Origin of the sequence: Proteus sp. LHD240705 (genome assembly GCF_047921555.1) — a bacterium.
Classification (GTDB): Bacteria; Pseudomonadota; Gammaproteobacteria; order Enterobacterales; family Enterobacteriaceae; genus Proteus.
Genome location: NZ_JBLRMI010000002.1, coordinates 314,604 through 332,512 on the forward strand (window position 1 = coordinate 314,604; position 17,909 = coordinate 332,512).

The window sequence follows — 17,909 nt, forward strand, 5'->3', positions numbered from 1 at the left end:
TCAATTACTATGAAATTTAGGTATATCAAGCCCTAATTTTATATGCTCAGATTGTATTAATCTCTGCATCTCAGCATTAGTTACATTGGGTTTTTTATTTGTTGTTTTTAATGGCTGATGAGTTTGTTCTATAAATAAAACAATCTCAGTTAATACACTTCTATACATTGCTAAAGAGCGACCAAATAAAAGAATACTTTCTTTTTTTAAGATATCGTTATTTAAACACGATGCAAGGACATTTTTTATATCAACTAAAGAGGTATCTATATCTTTTATATTTTTATTTATTTGTTCATAAATGTGTTGGCTAATAAATAAATTTTCATGGTTTTCCCATTCTTTTTTTAATCTAGTTAAGTCACTATTGAGTAACTCAGCTAAAGTGCTCATTTTTTCAGTAGCATCATCAATCGGAATAGCAACAAGTTGATTAGATACAGGAGATGCAAAAGAGTATTGAATATTGGGGATCAACGATGATTGTTTATGTCTAAAACTTTCAGCAGGAACAGTGGCTAATCCCATAGAAATTAAAGTAACAAGTTTAGGTAAGTTCTTGCGGTATTGAAGAGTTTTCATTTTGCCACATCCTTTAGAAGTTGGTTCTATTTTAACCTCTCAACACTTATTTTAAAATCTGATATGAAGAAATAACGACTGAAATAGGTCTTAAAAATTAATCCCCAACTAATAAATAATATACCTATTAATAAGATAAATGAATTAGGTGGGGATATTTTGTTATGAGTGTACAGTTTATCTATTTATCCCCAAACCCTGTAAATTCATCTTGATAATTATAAATACCGGGTGGTAATACAAGCTGTTTGGCAACATCTGCTGCAGCTTCTTTGCCTTTTAAGCGTTCGATAATTTTTAGTGCAAAATCGATAGATGTTGCTGGAGCTTGGCTGGTAATTAAGTTAACTCTTTCATCATAATAGACGCGATAATCAACCCATTTTTTCGATGAGATTTTATCTTTTAATGCAGGAAAACCCGTCATATTGCCGATGGGAAAAATATTATGAGATTCAAGGATCATTGCGGGTGCTGCACAAATCGCAGCAACAAGCTTATTCTCACTGTGCATGCGGCGTACTTTCTCAACGACTAAAGGGCTGTCTCTTAATGTTTCAGTACCTTGTAATCCACCGGGTAGAATAATAACGTCATAGTGGTGATCGACAACACGAACTAAGGGGGCATCTGCGACAAGTTTTATGCCTCGTGAACATGTAATTATAAGTTCATCAACATCATCTTCTGCACTTGCAAGCACGACATTAATACCTGCCCTTACCAGCAAATCTGCGGTAGTCACGACTTCAGTTTCTTCACTTCCATTAGCTAGGCAGATGAGCGCTGATATGGTCATAATTGCCTTCCTGTTGTTTAATAAATTGAAAAAGGTGGTTATTTTCTGGCAATACAAGCCCTTGTTCTGAAGCTCGGCGTAATAAATAACCCGTAATATAGTCAATTTCTGTATGGCGTTGATATTTCACATCTTGATACATAGAGGAATAGTTATTTGCCGTTTGTTCTATCGTATCAATAATATAGCCATGAAGATGGGCTTGAGATGTTGGTATAACGCCTTCACGTTCCATAACTTGATAAACTTCGTCACATACTTTTTGAATATGTTCAGGATAACGCAATAAATCCCCATTACGGCATTGATAATAAACAGTAAGAGGGTTGATAACACAATTAACAGCAAGTTTTAGCCAACTAATTGTATGAATATCATTGTGCCAAGCGACATCGGGTAAAGCATGATGCAAGGTTTCTGCTAAATAGCTATATTGTTGAGCTACATGGTTTAATGGACCTATATGTGTTATTCCTGTTGCGGTATGAATAACATCTTGTCCTTGTTGATAAGCACCATGAGTAATAATACCTTGTAAAATAGGTCTGATGACTGAGTGTTGTGTTGCTGTTAATTCATCGGCAGTACCCATACCATTATGAATTAATAAAATAGGACATTGTGCAGAAAGATAAGGCAATAGCGCATTAACCGCATCTGAAACTTGCCAAGATTTTAAGCAAACAATTAATAATTTACTCTGTTTTAACCATTCCAGTTGATTAGCGATAATGCGCTGATAAAAAGGCTCGCCATTAATATTATCAACACTCACGTCTAAAAAAGGCTGAGGTATTCTTAGCCAACCTTGTACTTCATGAGATTGACGTGTTAAAGCTGCAACCCAAAGTTTACCAATCGAACCACACCCTAAAACGGTAATTTTCATTGTGCCTCTTTTTGCAAATCGTAATAGCGTAAGGTGGCTACTGACGGTCATTAGACTATTTAGCTAAAATTATAACATTGATTATACTTCTCTGTTTAAAGTATGTTTGCGCTTTACTGTAAGAGGAAATTAAAGGGATAAATTTGTTATTGAATGTGCAATGCTTTTTTGCAACCCTAAAAGAAGCTATTATTCGGGTTGTATTTATTTATTGAGGAAGAAAGAATGCCATCTTTTGATATCGTATCTGAAGTTGACTTACATGAAGTGCGTAATGCGGTGGAAAACGCACAACGTGAACTGACTACTCGTTGGGATTTTCGTAACGTTGAAGCAAGCTTTGAATTAAACGAAAAATCAGAGTCAGTGAAAACGACCAGTGTATCTGAATTTCAGGTTCAACAATTATTAGATATTCTGCGTGAGAAAATGGCAAAAAGAGGGATTGATGGTGCGGTATTAAATATCCCTGAAGAGATGACTCACAGCGGAAAAATGTACAGCGTAGAAGCCACCTTAAAACAAGGTATTGATTCAGCATTAGCGAAGAAAATTGTTAAGCTGATTAAAGATAGTAAATTGAAAGTACAAGCCCAGATCCAAGGCGAGCAAGTGCGTGTTACAGGTAAATCCCGTGATGACTTACAAGCTGTGATGAAATTAGTAAGAGAAGGTGAATTAGGGCAACCTTTCCAATTTAACAACTTCCGTGACTAATTGTTTATCCATTGAGTCATAAAAAAATGCGCTGAAATAAACAGCGCATTTTTATTTGGATTTATTGATATTTAAACAGAAGACACTAAAGATTCTAATGTTGTTCTTGGTGTTTGTTTAGTATCAACCTTGATATAAGCACTCTGTTCATCCGCCATAATCATAACTTCATTAACACCTGGTTGTTGCTTAAATAATTGTTGTAGTTGCTGTTGTTGGCTTGAAGATAGATTTTCAGGTAATTCAACGCGTAAGCTACTGACATAAGAGGGTTGGCGTAATGTTAGGCTAATGAAAAACCAAATAATGCCAATCATTAAACAGCCTAAAAATACAATTTGTGCACTATAATGCTGGTAAAGCCATCCGCCTAAAATTCCGCCCAATGCCACACCTAAAAATTGGCTGGTGGAATAAATTCCCATAGCTGTACCTTTATAACCTGCTGGCGCTTCTTTACTGATTAATGAAGGAAGGAGGGCTTCCATAATATTAAAGCCAATAAAGAAGACCTGAATACCCGCAATAATTAACCACAAGCTAGAGCCTGAAATAATAAGAATTGCCTGAGCCACAATCAGTAAGAAAATACAGAATAAGAACACTTGTTTCATTTTTCGTTTCTTTTCTGCATAGATAATAAAAGGCAATACTGTAATAAAGGCGATAAGCATAGTGACAAGATAAACAATCCAATGTTTCTCTTTTGCTAAGCCAGCTTCACTCATGACAAGAGGAAGCGCAACAAAGGCTGCCATTAATAAAGTATGTAGAGAAAAAATACCGGTATTAAGCTTAAGAAGTTGTGCATCAAATAAGACTTTTTTGACACTGCCACGGACAAAACCAGATTCTCGATTAAGAATATGATGTTCACTGTTCGGTACAGTAAAAAGCGTAATAATAATGCCACCAAAGGCGAGTAGGGCAATGCCCCAAAAAAGACCTTGTAAGCCGAAAATATGCGTTAAAATAGGTCCTAAAACTAAGGCTAAAGCGAACGTTATCCCAAAGCTAATACCAATAAAGGCCATTGCTTTTGTTCTATTTTGTTCCCGCGTTAAATCAGACAATAAAGCCATTACTGCTGCTGAGATAGCTCCCGCTCCTTGTAATGCCCTACCAATAATAATGCCGTAGATATTGTCACTGAGAGCTGCAATCAAACTACCAATAATAAAAATAATTAAGCCGAAAACAATTATCGGTTTTCGGCCGAATTTATCAGAGAAAATACCAAAAGGAATTTGGAATACCGCTTGTGTTAATCCATAAATACCGATGGCTAATCCGATGAGTGATTCTGTTGCGTGTTGTAGTTGAAGCCCATAGGTGGTTAAAACTGGGAGTACCATAAACATGCCAAGCATGCGAAGAGAAAAAACAGTGCCTAGTCCCCATGTTGCTTTGCGCTCTAATGGGGTCATTTTATTATCATTCATGGATTACCTCGTATTACTGATATCCCCATTGTAATGGCATTTCTTAGTGAGGTTAATCAATAAATGGGATACAAAAAAGACAAAACTGTACTGATATTATGTGAAGTCATAAAAGAGATAAAAAAAATACCAGTCAGAAGGCTGACTGGTATTTGGGTTACTTTAGTAAATACATTATCTTAGATACGCAAGAACCGCTTCTGTTGAGCTTGTTGGATCAACAGACATCATTACGCTTAATGAAGTGATTGCGACAATAGAGAAAATAAATAATTTTCGTGCCCACACAATATCATTGGTTGCTTTGTAACCAGATAAAGCCATGCCTAACCACCAAATACTAACGGCTGAAGCTACAATCAGGTATTTATAACCCGCGTAACCGACTAATGTCAGCATTAAGGTTGCAACCATAAACGCCAGAATATAGAGAATGATATGACGTTTAGCTACTGAGATCCCTTTAATCACAGGTAATACAGGGATATTTGCAGCTTGGTAGTCTTTAAAACGGAAAATAGCAATGGCATAAGAGTGAGGCATTTGCCACAAACTAAAGATAAGTAATAGGATTGCCGCGCCTGCATCAAATTCACCGCTAACGGCACAATAACCGATAACAGGCGGTGCAGAGCCAGATAAGCTTCCAATCAGTGTGCCATAAACAGATTTACGCTTCATATAGAGGCTATAAACCCCAACATAAATAATAAAACCGAATACAGCGATAAACATTGCAAGTGGGTTGGCTGCTACATAGAGCAGCACAACACCTGCAATACCTAAAACTGAGGCATAAATCAGGCTAATTTGAGGGTCAATTAATCCTTTAACTAATGGACGATTCTTCGTTCTTTCCATGATACGGTCAATATCACGGTCAATGTAGTTGTTAAAAACACAACCAGAAGCAACGACCAGAGACACCCCAAGTAGAGTCGCGAAAAATAGGGAGTAATCAATCTCACCCTTAGAAGCGAGAAGAAAACCACCTATTACAGAAATTAAATTTCCGAAAATAATTCCTGGTTTGGTGACTTGTAGGTATTGCTTAATCATAGCGACAACTCTTAATCCATCATCATATTGATGTTCAGGTTGTACATAATCCACAACGAGCCTACGACAACAATGCCGATAATAAGCAGTGTGAACAGGAATGCGACGACGTTCCAGCGCTCTTCTGATGACGTATTCATATGCAAGAAGCAGACTAAGTGAACCACAATCTGCACAACTGCCATACCGACAACAGTCCATAGAATTGTTGCTGGTGTCGCTGTTCCTTCCATCACCATCCAAAATGGAATAACGGTGAGGATAACAGACAGAATAAAGCCGATCAGATAAGACTTCATGCTGCCGTGGCTTGCGCCTGAAGGAGAAGTATTTGGATGACTCATTACATCGCTCCCATCAGATAAACTACGGTGAACACACAGATCCAGACAACGTCAAGGAAGTGCCAGAACAGACTTAAACAGCTTAAACGAGTGCGGTTAACTTCAGTTAAACCACGGCGTGATACTTGGATCATCATAATAACAATCCAAATTAAACCCGCAGTTACGTGAAGACCGTGCGTTGAAACTAATGCAAAGAATGCAGATAAGAATGCACTGCGATCTGGGCCATAACCTTCTGCTATTAGCTCATGGAATTCGTAAACTTCCATGATGACGAAACCTAAGCCGAATAAGAAAGTCACAAATAACCATAGATTAACTTGGCTAACGCTACCTTTATTCATGCTCAGCATAGCGAAACCAAAAGTGATACTACTAAATAGCAGTAAGAAGGTTTCAACTAAAACAAACGGTAAGCTAAAAATCTCTTTACCTGAAGGACCATCCGCAATCCCGTTAACAAGCACCGCATAAGTGGCGAATAAGCTGGCAAACAGGATAAGGTCGCTCATTAGGTAGATCCAGAAGCCGAAAACTTTCGTTGCTCCTGCATCGTGGTGCCCATGATGCTCATGGGCGTTTGTGTTATTTACAGTTTGAGTAGACATTATTTCACACCTGCTTTTTTCAGTTCTTCATAATGCTTATTCTCGAGAGCTTCAATTTCAGGTACTTGGACATAGTAATCCACATCTGTATCAAAGCTTTTCACGATCCAAGTGACAATCATGCCAGCGAAACCAACGATAGCTAACCACCAGATATGCCAGATCATGGCAAAACCAAGGACTAAGCTAAATGCTGAAATAATCACACCCGCGCCTGTATTTTTAGGCATATGGATAGGTTCGTATTTAGCAGGGCGCTGATAAGCTGTGCCTTTTTCTTTCTGATCCCACCACTCATCACGAGTTTGAACATTAGGTTCAACGGCAAAGTTATAGAACGGAGCAGGTGAAGAAATTGACCATTCCAGAGTACGTCCACCCCATGGATCACCCGTTAAATCACGGTTTTGATCACGGTCACGGATACTCACGTAGATTTGAACAACTTGGCAAGCGATACCGATAGCAATCAGTGCAGCACCACCAGCAGCAACAAGCAGCATTGGGTTAAATTCTGGATTGATATTTTGGCTTAAACGACGAGTCATACCCATAAAGCCAAGAATGTACAGTGGCATAAAGGCCATAAAGAAGCCGATAAACCAGAACCAGAATGCACGGATACCCCATTTTTCATTCAGAGTGAAACCAAATGCTTTAGGGAACCAGTAAGTCATACCAGCGAAACAACCAAATACTACACCACCAATAATAACGTTATGGAAGTGAGCGATTAAGAATAAGCTGTTATGTAAAACGAAGTTTGCACCCGGAACGGCTAACAGAACCCCAGTCATTCCTCCAACAGAGAAGGTGATAAGGAAACCGATAGTCCACAGCATTGGGCTTTTATATTCGATACGACCTTGATACATCGTAAACAGCCAGTTAAAGATTTTAACCCCTGTTGGTATAGCGATGATCATCGTGGCGATACCGAAGAAGGCATTGACGTTGGCGCCAGAGCCCATGGTAAAGAAGTGGTGTAACCAAACGATAAATGACAACACGGTAATAACGACAGTTGCACCAACTAAAGAGGTATAACCGAATAACCGTTTTTTAGAGAATGTTGCTGTAACTTCAGAGAACACACCAAATACTGGCAGAACGAGGATATAAACTTCTGGATGACCCCAAGCCCATACAAGGTTGATGTACATCATCATGTTACCGCCCATATCATTGGTAAAGAAGTGCGTACCAAGATAGCGGTCTAAAGTTAACAGCGTAATAGTGACTGTTAAAATTGGGAATGCAGCAATAATTAGGACGTTAGTACATAAAGCTGCCCAAGAGAATACTGGCATTTTCATCATGCTCATACCCGGTGCACGCATACGCAGGATAGTCGCGAAGAAGTTAACCCCCGTTAGAAGCGTACCAATACCGGATATCTGTAAACTCCATATCCAATAATCGACCCCGACTCCTGGGTTATACTCCAAGCCAGAAAGTGGTGGATAAGCTAACCAACCTGTTTGTGCGAATTCACCAATACCTAAAGAAAGGTTGATTAGTACCACACCAACTACAAAGAACCAGAAGCTCAGTGAGTTAAGGAAAGGGAAGGCCACATCACGAGCACCAATTTGCAAAGGTACAACAAGGTTCATCAGACCCACAACGAAAGGTGTTGCCATGAAGAAAATCATGATAACGCCGTGTGCGGTAAAAATCTGATCATAGTGATGAGGTGGTAAGAAACCAGCTTCACCTGCGGAGGCAAGCGCTTGTTGGCTTCTCATCATAATCGCATCGGCAAAGCCACGGAACATCATGACCATTGCAACAATGATATACATAATACCAATTTTTTTATGGTCAACGCTGGTTAACCATTCGCTCCATAACCATTTCCATTTGCGGAAATAAGTTAAAGCGCCAACAACAGCAAGTCCACCAAGAACAATACCGAGTAAAGTGACTACGATAATGGGTTCATGTAGCGGGACTGCATCGAGAGTTAATTTTCCGAACATGCCTTTATTCCTCTGCTCCTGCATGCGCCGCATGGCTCATGTTCATATTCATTGTTGCATCAGCATGTGCTGTCTGATTGCCACTGGTGTGAGCGCCATGACCTGTGTGACCAAATTTAGAAATGGTCTCTTGGAATAACATTGGCTTCACGCTTGAATAGTAGGTCACTGGATTTTTCTGGCTTGGTTTAGCAAGTTCATTAAATGCAGCGGTCGTATTTAACGTATCTGACGATTGTTTGACTTTTTCAACCCACGCATCGAAACCGGCACGATCAGGTGTCGCAATCGCTGTAAATTTCATATCAGAGAAACCGTGTCCACTATAACTAGCTGACATACCTTGATATTCACCAGGTTCATTAGCAATTAAGTGTAATTTAGTCTGCATTCCTGCCATCGCATAGATTTGTCCACCTAAGCGAGGGATAAAGAATGAGTTCATGACAGAGTCAGAAGTGATTTTGAAATTAACAGGAACATTAGTAGGGAAAGCCAGTTCATTAACTGTTGCAATACCTTGTTCTGGATAGATAAATAACCATTTCCAATCCATTGAAACAACTTCAATGGTGACAGGTTTTTCTGTGGACTCTAATGGTTTGTAAGGATCAAGCTCATGGGTTGTTTTCCATGTAATCGTTGCCAAAATCACAATAATGATAATTGGCACAGTCCAAACGACAAGTTCAATTTTATTTGAGTGAGCCCAGTTTGGGCGATAGGTGGCTTTAGTATTAGATTCACGGTAGCGAAAAGCGAAAACAATCACCATCAGTATTACCGGTATCACAACAATTAACATTAAACCAAGCGCAATGAGGATTAATGTTTTTTGCTCAGCGCCGATAGCGCCTTTGGGATTCATTAACGCCATATCACAGCCACTTAATAGAAGAGCTGCAACTAATAGCGAAAGTGTCCCAATACTTTTTATGTATTTCATAAGTCTCATCCAACGACCCAAATGACAAAGGTTCTATTGTTGTTTCATCAGTATCAGTAAGGACATTTTACGGTAAGGTTGCGACAGTGTAAACAATTGTAATGGTAAGTAAGTGGTTGGTTAGTCTTTTGTGTTAATGTGATCACAAGTAATCAAACTATTAAATAAATGTTAATTTAATTATTGCGTATTAACTATAATTTCATAAAGTACCATATTTTTAAAATAAATACATATTTTTACAAATAAAAATGCAGTAAAAAGTGTAAGAAAACGTATTCTGATTAAAAAATAACAAATTAGAGGTCGGAGGAGAGTTGATGGGTAAAATCCTTTTTATATTGATGTTTAATATCTATATTTGATGCTTGTTTGATTTTTTATATTGATAATTAGTGATTTGATGAATATTTATATCCAATGAGAAAGTTTTTCATTAAGTGATAAAAAAAGGTTACAGCGAATAAAAATGCTTTCGCTGTAATAAAAATTAACAATTAACGATCAAAAATTATATTTCAAGCTATATATAATGCCGTCTTGCAGAAAATCTTCGCCTAGCTTTTTATAAGCATAACGATATTGAATACCCGTAGTAATAGAGGTCGTTGGATGCCACCAAAAAGCTAAAGCGCCATTGAACCCATTTTGCCCACCATTGCCGTAACGCTTATGACGGCTAAATTCCATTTCATGCCAATTGCTAATGCTAACCTTCTGATCTCTAATGGAAAAATCATATCCAGCAACCCAACCAATGACGTAGCCATTATTTCCTGAATAATAAGTTTGATCGACATAATGAAGCGCAACGAATGGTTTAAACCATAAATTATCAATTTGTGTGTTATAGCCTAGACCGTAAAGCGTATTAACTTCATGGAAGTTGCCACCGTTTTCTTTTCCTGGAAGTGACCATGTGCCGTAAACATGCCCGTATAAATTAAAAGGACTTTCACCTAAATAAATACGGCTTGTTGCTTTAACGGTATAACGTTGATTATCACCCGGTTGTGTTTTCCGAGGATTAAATGGGTTTTCTAGATCAAAGAAGCCATAAAATTCGCCCCATGAAAAATTGGCACCACCTTCAAGCTCTAAATAGGCAAAATCATCTTTATGAGAAGATTTCCCTGTTTTGTGTGTTGTATGAGAAGTCCAATCAAGATAATTGATACTGGTATTAGCGAAGCCACCTAAATAGCTAGCTTGAGCTGATAAAGAAAGTGTACTTGCGATGGTTAATAAAAATGTTTTTTTTATCATTATTAATCTCAATTAAATTTAATGAAATAATTTCGCGATGAATTTGTTTTTTAATATATTTTGAAACTATAAACTACTAAATTTAAATTTGTAGATCATAATTTTGAAATTAAGATCTATTTCTAGAATATTAAATTGATAATTAAAAGTAGGAATTTTAGTATTGTTTAGTTTATTTTTATTATTTTATCTGTTTTGAATGGATTGAGCGCTTAATAACTGGTTTTTTTGGCAAGGAAAAAAGAAATTAAAAGAAGAAAGAAAAATATGTAGTAAAAGTCGCGTAAAAATACCTCACGACACAGGAATAAAGGGATAGTATCATTAACCAATATTCGTTTTTATCTTACTTGGAATTTTCATTGTGACCTCATTTGCTGAACTTAACGCACTTCCTACTGAACAACTCGCTAACCTTAATGAATTGGGTTATCTCACTATGACTCCAGTTCAAGAAGCCGCTTTGCCCGCTATTCTTGAAGGAAAAGACGTTCGCGCTCAAGCAAAAACAGGCAGCGGTAAAACAGCTGCTTTTGGTTTGGGGATTTTGCAACACATTGATGCAAAACAGTTTAATACTCAATCACTTATTTTATGTCCAACGCGAGAACTTGCTGATCAAGTTGCAAATGAGTTACGTCGCCTTGCTCGTTACCTTCCAAATATCAAAGTATTAACGCTGTGTGGTGGCGTTCCATTTAGTATCCAGCGTGATTCATTAATACATGCTGCACATATTATTGTTGCAACACCAGGTAGATTGCTTGATCACCTAAAAAAAGAGACTGTCACTTTAGATGATGTGAAAACATTGGTATTAGATGAAGCAGACAGAATGTTGGATATGGGATTTTTTGATGATATCAACGATATTATTTCTCGTATGCCAACGGAACGTCAAACGTTACTCTTTTCTGCAACTTGGCCAAATGAGATCGCAGCAATTAGCCGTAAAATTCAGCAAAATCCAGTAACTATTGAAATAAACTCTGTTGATGAACTTCCTGCTGTTGAGCAGCAGTTTTATGAAATATCTCGTCATGGAAAAATAGGATTGCTGCAAAAGCTGTTAAGTCGTGAGCAGCCTGCCTCTTGCGTTGTATTTTGTAACACAAAGCGAGATTGCCAAGATGTGTATGAAACACTGACAGAAAGCAACCAAAGTGTGCTTGCTTTACATGGCGATATGGAACAAAGAGAGCGTGACCAAACGCTAATTCGCTTTGCTAATGGGAGTTGTCGTGTATTAGTAGCAACAGATGTTGCAGCTCGTGGACTTGATATTAAAGCGTTAGAAATGGTGATTAACTACGAATTGTCGTGGGATCCTGAAGTGCATGTTCACCGAATTGGCCGTACAGCCAGAGCGGGTGAAAGTGGATTGGCGATTAGCTTTTGTGCACCAGAAGAAATTCAGCGTGCTAACGCTTTAGAAGAGATGCTTCATATGAAGATAAATTGGTTACCAGTACCTACTGGGCTACAAATTACGCCTCTTGAAGCAACAATGGCAACATTATGTATTGATGGTGGTAAAAAAGCCAAAATGCGCCCAGGTGATATTTTAGGCGCATTAACGGGTGATATGGGTTTCAATGGTGCCGATATTGGTAAAATTATGATCAACCCAACACATGCTTATGTTGCTGTGAAACAATCTATTGCAAAACAAGTCTGGAAACAGCTGCAACAAGGTAAAATCAAAGGTAAATCAGTCAAAGTTAGGTTATTTAGATAGTTCAACATTATTTAAATAGTCACTTACTGTTTTCTCTATTAAGAATACAAAAAGGACAGCTTAAGCTGTCCTTTTTTCTGACGAATATAGTGAAGAAAGCAACAAGATTAGTGTGTTGTTTTCTTAAGTGCTAAATAATCTAGGATTGTGCCAAAGACAAGGCTTACCGCACCAACAATAACACCATATAAAAAGAGTGTTGAAGCCCAAGAACTTAATCTATCAGTATCTATTGATTGAATAAAATCGACAGACTGGAACATTTCTAAAGTTGGTAGTGAATTTGTGATCACAAGAATTAAACTACAAAGAAAGAAAAGAACAGTCAGCATCAAACCATAAATAGCAAAACGGTATTGTTTAATAAACAAAGTTCTTCTAAGGAATTCACCTGTTTTTTGCGTATAAATAAGTGTGTTTTTCGAAATCAACAGCAAGATAAGACCGGGTACAGAAGCAACAATAGAAAAAAGGTAAAATGCTTCCCAACCATGGCTTTCAACATACCAGCCTGCAACTGGGCCAACATAAACACGACCAATCGCAGAGAGAGCCGAGAGCAACGCAAATTGTGTTGCTGAAAAGGAGAGATGACAAAGCGTCATTAAGAGGGCAACAAATGCTGCTGTTCCCATACCGCCACAGATATTTTCAAATGCAACTACTGCACCCATGCTATAAATACTTTGCTCAGAAATAGCTAAATACCAATAACCGATATTTGAACCGCCTTGCAAAATACCAAAAATCATCAGTGCTTTAAATAAACTCCAACGGCGCATTAATAAACCACCTAGTAATGCCCCAACAATCGTGGCGGCAAGCCCAAGTGTTTTATTCACTAATCCGACTTCACCAGCATCAAATCCAGCACCGCGGATCAGAAAAGTAGTACTTAAACTAAGGGCAAAGGCATCACCCATTTTATACAGCACAATAAGCAGTAAAATTAGCCAAGCATTATTACGAGAGAAGAACTCATATAAAGGTTCAATAACAGCTTCATAGAGTGTACGTGGCGGCTTTACGGCGGTTTCTGGCTCTTGGGCAAGTAATGTGGCAATAATACCAATACCCATTAAGGCAGCCATTAACCAGTACATGTTTTGCCAGCCAATATATTTATCCGCTAACCAAAGCGCCATTCCTCCAGAAACAAGCATTGCTATGCGATAGCCTAATACAGAAACTGCAGCACCAGTACCACGCTCATCGGCTTTTAAAATATCGGTTTTATAGGCATCAAAAACAATGTCTTGTGAAGCGGAACAAAAGGCAACAATGACAGCTAAAGAGGCAAGCCACCATAAATGGTCGTTAGGATTTAAAAAGCCCATCCCTGCAATACCAAGCACTAACCCTATTTGAGTGAGCAACATCCATCCTCGGCGTCGACCAAGAAAAGATGGGGTATAGCGATCCATAAAGGGTGACCAGAGGAATTTAAAAACATAGGCTTGTCCCACCAATGAGAAAAAACCAATGGTTTTTAAATCGATATCTTCTACTGTCATCCAAGCTTGTAATGTACCCGCTGTGAGTGCCAGAGGTAATCCAGAAGTAAAGCCAAGTAATAGAAGAATAAATGATTTATACCAAGTGGTTTGTTTGAAGGTGGGCTGAACCATGCAAAAATTCCTTTCAACGACCTGTTTGAGATAACAGGTCGTTTATTCTAATAAAATTAACGGGCGTTAGATTTGATAAATTGACTGACTGAAGCGTCTTTTGCCATATCGCTAACGAGTTCACTTAAGACATTGTTAATCGCGGCGGCAATTTTCTCATTAGTTGCACCAAATGGACCTTGAACATTGTAGCTAGTACGGAATGTTTTGGTATTAGAACTGCCATTCGGTAAGGTGACGATAACTGAAATATCCGCTTTTGCACTGATATTATGACGAACACTTCCTTCACCCACATCTGCACTGAGTTTATTGATAACAATAATCACATCAGCAGAAGCAGGAGAACCCATCATAAAACCACGCGCTGCCATTTGCTTTTGTAGAACTTCTTGCATTAAAAATGCAATGTCACGAGATGGAACAAGGATATCTAATTTACCGTTACGGTTGATTTCCGCTAGATTTTTTGATGCACGTTTGTCTTGGCTTGAAATATTCAGTGAAATAGGGCGCATCGTAGGGTCAGCCGCAGGAACTGACATCGTGGGCTCAATAGATAATTTGTTACTAGGAGTTGCACAACCTGAAAGCAGTGTTAATGCAAAAACAGCACAGAGTAAATTTTTAATCATGAGGTAATCTCGGTTAAATATGTCTGTTGTGTTAACAAGTAGAATAGGCTTCAAACTTTAGCCTATCATACCACTGCTGGTAGGTTGCTAATATCCCCTTAACGAACGAAATTATCTGATTTTATCAATTGATTTTATTTCAAATTACTCTCATTTTTGCTCATGTATTTGACAATATTCGGTCAATGGTTTTACTCAAGATGAAAAATAAGCGATTATCATCAGCAAAATTAAAAAGAATAAGCCCATCATTTTGTATTGATAACGACTAAATCGATATAGTCTGGTTGACTTGTTTTTGGTTTGCCGTGGTATAAAGGCTAGAGTATTAGGGGCAGAGATGATCCGTGATGATATTGAGAATAAGCTGATTTCACGCTTTTCACCGCATTTTTTACAAGTAATAAACGAAAGCCATCGCCATAATGTGCCCGAAGGCTCTGAAAGCCACTTTAAAGTCATTATCGTTTGTGATGATTTTAATGAGAAACGTAGTGTTTCGCGCCATCGTGATGTGTACCAAACATTAGCTCATGAAATGGAAAATGGTGTTCATGCATTAGCATTACACACTTTTACTTTGAGCGAATGGAATGAACAGCAGGATAAAGCATTGCGCTCTCCTGGGTGTCGTGGCGGAAGCCAAGAAGATTAACAACCTTATCGTTAATCGTGAGTAAATAGATCCTAAGATGCGTATTTTTTGTTCTTTATAGAGGGAAAAAGGGGTGAGTTGCTCGATTTTATGAAAAAATTGAGGAATAAAACGGCTCTTTCTCGACTCAACCCCTCTAGATCGTTATAATGTCGCGTCTAATTTTCAGTAAGGTTTCGGGATGCTTCTGATATCAGGGATCCTCGTTTTTTTAAATGTGGCGGCCCCGGTTCTGAAAGGAAAATAAACCTAAACATGTCAATATCATGTTAGTTTCCTTTAAAGTAGACCGAGCACTAAAACTTATTTTGAGGTAACAAGATGCAAGTTTCTGTTGAAACGACTCAAGGCCTAGGGCGTCGTGTCACAATCACCGTACCAGCCGCTGATATCCAAACTGCTGTAGACAGTGAACTGAAAAAAGCTGCTAAAACTGTTCGCATTGATGGTTTCCGTAAAGGTCACGTTCCAATGTCAATGGTTAAACAGCGTTACGGTATGTCAGTGCTGAATGATGTTCTGGGTGATCTGATGCAGCGTAATTTCATTAACGCTATCATCGAAAACAAAGTAAACCCAGTTGGCGCGCCTGACTACAAACCAGAGCAATACAAAGAAGGTGAAGACTTTGTTTACTCTGTAGAATTCGAAGTTTTCCCAGAAATCGAACTGAAAGATCTGGAAAGCATTGAAGTTGTAAAACCTGTTGTTACTGTTAAAGACGAAGACGTTGATAACATGTTAGAAACACTGCGTAAGCAACAAGCAGAGTGGAAAGACAAAGACGGCGAAGTTGCAGCAGAAGATCGCGTAACTGTTGATTTCAACGGTTCTATTGACGGTGAAGAATTTGAAGGCGGAAAAGCTGAAGATTTCGTACTGGCAATGGGTCAAGGTCGTATGATCCCAGGTTTCGAAGAAGGCGTTATCGGTCATAAAGCTGGCGAAGAATTCACAATTGATGTGACTTTCCCAGAAGATTACCACGCTGAAAACCTGAAAGGTAAAAAAGCACAATTCGCTATCAACCTGAAAAAAGTTGAAGAGCGTGAACTGCCAGAATTAACTGAAGAGTTCATCAAGCGTTTTGGTATTGCTGATGGTTCTGTTGATGGTTTACGTGCTGAAGTACGTAAAAACATGGAACGTGAACTGAAAAATGCAATCCGTACTCGTGTTAAATCACAAGTTATCGATGGCTTAGTTAAAGCAAACGAAGTTGACGTACCAGCAGCCGCTGTTGACAGTGAAATCGAAGTTCTGCAGCGTCAAGCTGCTCAACGTTTTGGTGGCGACGAGAAACAAGCTCTGCAATTACCTCGTGAACTGTTCGAAGAACAAGCTAAACGTCGTGTAATCGTTGGATTACTGTTAGGTGAAGTGATCAATAGTAATGAACTGAAAGCAGAAGACGACCGTGTGAATGCACTGATCGACGAAATGGCTTCAGCTTATGAAGATCCATCAGAAGTTGTTGAGTTCTACAACAAGAACGAACAACTGATGAATAACATCCGTAATCTTGCGTTAGAAGAGCAAGCGGTAGAAAAAATCTTAGCAAATGCTAAAGTAACTGAAAAAGAAACTAACTTCACTGAACTGATGAACGAAGTTCAAATGGGTTAATTCTTAACCGCGAATATCGGTTTTAAGCAAAAACCCGTGGTTTTTACCACGGGTTTTTTTCAGTTTGTATATATTTATCAAATTTTGCCTTGAAATTTGAGCGATTATCTCCAGATAATTCTATATTCTCTTTATCACTCCTCGCGAGGCGCCTTGAATGTCTTGTGAGAGATTAGATCATTAGAAATGGTCATGATCAATTATCTCAAGTAAAATTGTTGTCATTGGCACCAATAAGAATGCAATAGGAGACAGACATGTCATTTAACGACACACAGGAACAATTCGCACCTAATATGGCTCTGGTGCCGATGGTTATAGAGCAAACTTCGCGAGGAGAGCGTTCTTACGACATTTACTCACGTTTATTAAAAGAACGTATTATTTTCCTGACTGGCCAAGTTGAAGATCACATGGCTAATCTTATCGTTGCTCAAATGCTATTTTTAGAAGCAGAAAACCCAGAGAAAGACATCAACCTGTATATCAACTCACCAGGTGGCGTGATTACCGCGGGTATGTCTATTTATGACACCATGCAGTATATCAAAGCAGATGTGAGCACCATTTGTATGGGACAAGCGTGTTCAATGGGCGCTTTCTTATTATCTGCTGGTGCGAAAGGTAAACGTATTTGCTTACCTAATTCTCGTGTGATGATCCACCAACCATTAGGTGGTTTCCAAGGTCAAGCAACAGATATTCAAATTCATGCTCAAGAAATTTTGAAAGTAAAATCCCGTATGAATGAGCTAATGGCTCAACATACAGGTAAATCTATTGAAGAAATAGAAAGAGACACTGAGCGTGATCGTTTCTTATCCGCTAACGAAGCGTTAGAATACGGATTAGTGGATAAAGTCTATACTCAACGTAGCTAATCATTACACGTTGTAATAGCAATTGAATTAACACGTTTCCTTTGTTATAGAATCGCGCAAAGGAAACGGCTATTAATATCTCTATGTAAAAAGTCTTTCTTCTTCTTAT

Annotated in this window: 17 protein-coding genes; 5 read left to right on the forward strand and 12 right to left on the reverse strand. The window is 38.4% G+C overall.

What is annotated here, in order from left to right; all coding sequences use genetic code 11:
• The 3 genes from ACNART_RS04785 to panE all read right to left on the reverse strand — a co-directional run bounded on the left by ACNART_RS04785 (nt 1) and on the right by panE (nt 2,270).
• Complete coding sequence (locus ACNART_RS04785) at nt 1-582, reverse strand: hypothetical protein (protein ID WP_109371724.1); 582 nt, start codon at nt 580-582, stop codon at nt 1-3.
• Between the two features lie 181 nt (nt 583-763).
• A complete protein-coding gene (gene yajL, locus ACNART_RS04790) occupies nt 764-1,381 on the reverse strand; it encodes a protein deglycase YajL (RefSeq protein ID WP_160229993.1) in 618 nt (205 codons plus the stop codon).
• The gene (gene panE, locus ACNART_RS04795; protein WP_368927371.1) at nt 1,350-2,270 is read right to left on the reverse strand and encodes a 2-dehydropantoate 2-reductase; all 921 of its coding nucleotides are present in this window, start codon (nt 2,268-2,270) and stop codon (nt 1,350-1,352) included. The genes yajL and panE overlap by 32 nt, the downstream gene beginning before the upstream one ends.
• Nucleotides 2,271-2,495: 225 nt before the next feature.
• On the opposite strand from panE, the gene ACNART_RS04800 reads away from it, so the two are divergent.
• Nucleotides 2,496-2,987: a YajQ family cyclic di-GMP-binding protein gene (locus tag ACNART_RS04800; RefSeq protein WP_109371718.1), complete on the forward strand. Its 492-nt coding sequence runs from the start codon at nt 2,496-2,498 to the stop codon at nt 2,985-2,987.
• A 71-nt stretch (nt 2,988-3,058) separates the two neighbouring features.
• On the opposite strand, the gene ACNART_RS04805 is transcribed toward ACNART_RS04800, so the two are convergent.
• The 7 genes from ACNART_RS04805 to ACNART_RS04835 all read right to left on the reverse strand — a co-directional run bounded on the left by ACNART_RS04805 (nt 3,059) and on the right by ACNART_RS04835 (nt 10,649).
• Nucleotides 3,059-4,429 carry an MFS transporter gene (locus tag ACNART_RS04805; protein ID WP_198632092.1) on the reverse strand — a complete coding sequence of 457 codons (1,371 nt, stop codon included), beginning with the start codon at nt 4,427-4,429 and terminating at the stop codon, nt 3,059-3,061.
• Between the two features lie 174 nt (nt 4,430-4,603).
• A complete protein-coding gene (gene cyoE / locus ACNART_RS04810) occupies nt 4,604-5,488 on the reverse strand; it encodes a heme o synthase (RefSeq protein WP_349442826.1) in 885 nt (294 codons plus the stop codon).
• A gap of 11 nt (nt 5,489-5,499) precedes the next feature.
• The gene (locus ACNART_RS04815) at nt 5,500-5,832 is read right to left on the reverse strand and encodes a cytochrome o ubiquinol oxidase subunit IV (RefSeq protein WP_006535101.1); all 333 of its coding nucleotides are present in this window, start codon (nt 5,830-5,832) and stop codon (nt 5,500-5,502) included.
• On the reverse strand, nt 5,832-6,443 hold the full coding sequence (locus tag ACNART_RS04820; RefSeq protein ID WP_036932890.1) for a cytochrome o ubiquinol oxidase subunit III: 612 nt from the start codon (nt 6,441-6,443) through the stop codon (nt 5,832-5,834). The genes ACNART_RS04815 and ACNART_RS04820 overlap by 1 nt, the downstream gene beginning before the upstream one ends.
• On the reverse strand, nt 6,443-8,425 hold the full coding sequence (cyoB, locus tag ACNART_RS04825) for a cytochrome o ubiquinol oxidase subunit I (RefSeq protein ID WP_109371712.1): 1,983 nt from the start codon (nt 8,423-8,425) through the stop codon (nt 6,443-6,445). The genes ACNART_RS04820 and cyoB overlap by 1 nt, the downstream gene beginning before the upstream one ends.
• Nucleotides 8,426-8,429: 4 nt before the next feature.
• Nucleotides 8,430-9,380, reverse strand: coding sequence for a cytochrome o ubiquinol oxidase subunit II (gene cyoA / locus ACNART_RS04830; RefSeq protein WP_109371710.1), 951 nt, complete (start codon nt 9,378-9,380; stop codon nt 8,430-8,432).
• A 495-nt stretch (nt 9,381-9,875) separates the two neighbouring features.
• On the reverse strand, nt 9,876-10,649 hold the full coding sequence (locus ACNART_RS04835) for an outer membrane protein OmpK (protein ID WP_409281783.1): 774 nt from the start codon (nt 10,647-10,649) through the stop codon (nt 9,876-9,878).
• 352 nt (nt 10,650-11,001) lie between these two features.
• Here ACNART_RS04835 and dbpA point away from each other — a divergent pair, with 352 nt between their 5' ends.
• Nucleotides 11,002-12,375: an ATP-dependent RNA helicase DbpA gene (gene dbpA, locus ACNART_RS04840; protein WP_416303450.1), complete on the forward strand. Its 1,374-nt coding sequence runs from the start codon at nt 11,002-11,004 to the stop codon at nt 12,373-12,375.
• Nucleotides 12,376-12,482: 107 nt separating this feature from the next.
• Here dbpA and ampG read toward each other — a convergent pair whose 3' ends face one another.
• A complete protein-coding gene (ampG, locus tag ACNART_RS04845) occupies nt 12,483-14,003 on the reverse strand; it encodes a muropeptide MFS transporter AmpG (protein WP_198626013.1) in 1,521 nt (506 codons plus the stop codon).
• Nucleotides 14,004-14,059: 56 nt separating this feature from the next.
• Nucleotides 14,060-14,638 carry a YajG family lipoprotein gene (locus ACNART_RS04850; RefSeq protein WP_198619357.1) on the reverse strand — a complete coding sequence of 193 codons (579 nt, stop codon included), beginning with the start codon at nt 14,636-14,638 and terminating at the stop codon, nt 14,060-14,062.
• Between the two features lie 340 nt (nt 14,639-14,978).
• On the opposite strand from ACNART_RS04850, the gene bolA reads away from it, so the two are divergent.
• From bolA to clpP, 3 genes are all read left to right on the forward strand, one after another.
• The gene (bolA, locus tag ACNART_RS04855) at nt 14,979-15,293 is read left to right on the forward strand and encodes a transcriptional regulator BolA (protein WP_109371700.1); all 315 of its coding nucleotides are present in this window, start codon (nt 14,979-14,981) and stop codon (nt 15,291-15,293) included.
• A gap of 321 nt (nt 15,294-15,614) precedes the next feature.
• Nucleotides 15,615-16,919 (forward strand): trigger factor, encoded by a 1,305-nt coding sequence (gene tig / locus ACNART_RS04860; RefSeq protein ID WP_023580863.1) that lies wholly within the window; start codon nt 15,615-15,617, stop codon nt 16,917-16,919.
• A 257-nt stretch (nt 16,920-17,176) separates the two neighbouring features.
• A complete protein-coding gene (gene clpP, locus ACNART_RS04865; protein ID WP_100159251.1) occupies nt 17,177-17,800 on the forward strand; it encodes an ATP-dependent Clp endopeptidase proteolytic subunit ClpP in 624 nt (207 codons plus the stop codon).
• Nucleotides 17,801-17,909: the final 109 nt, after the last annotated feature.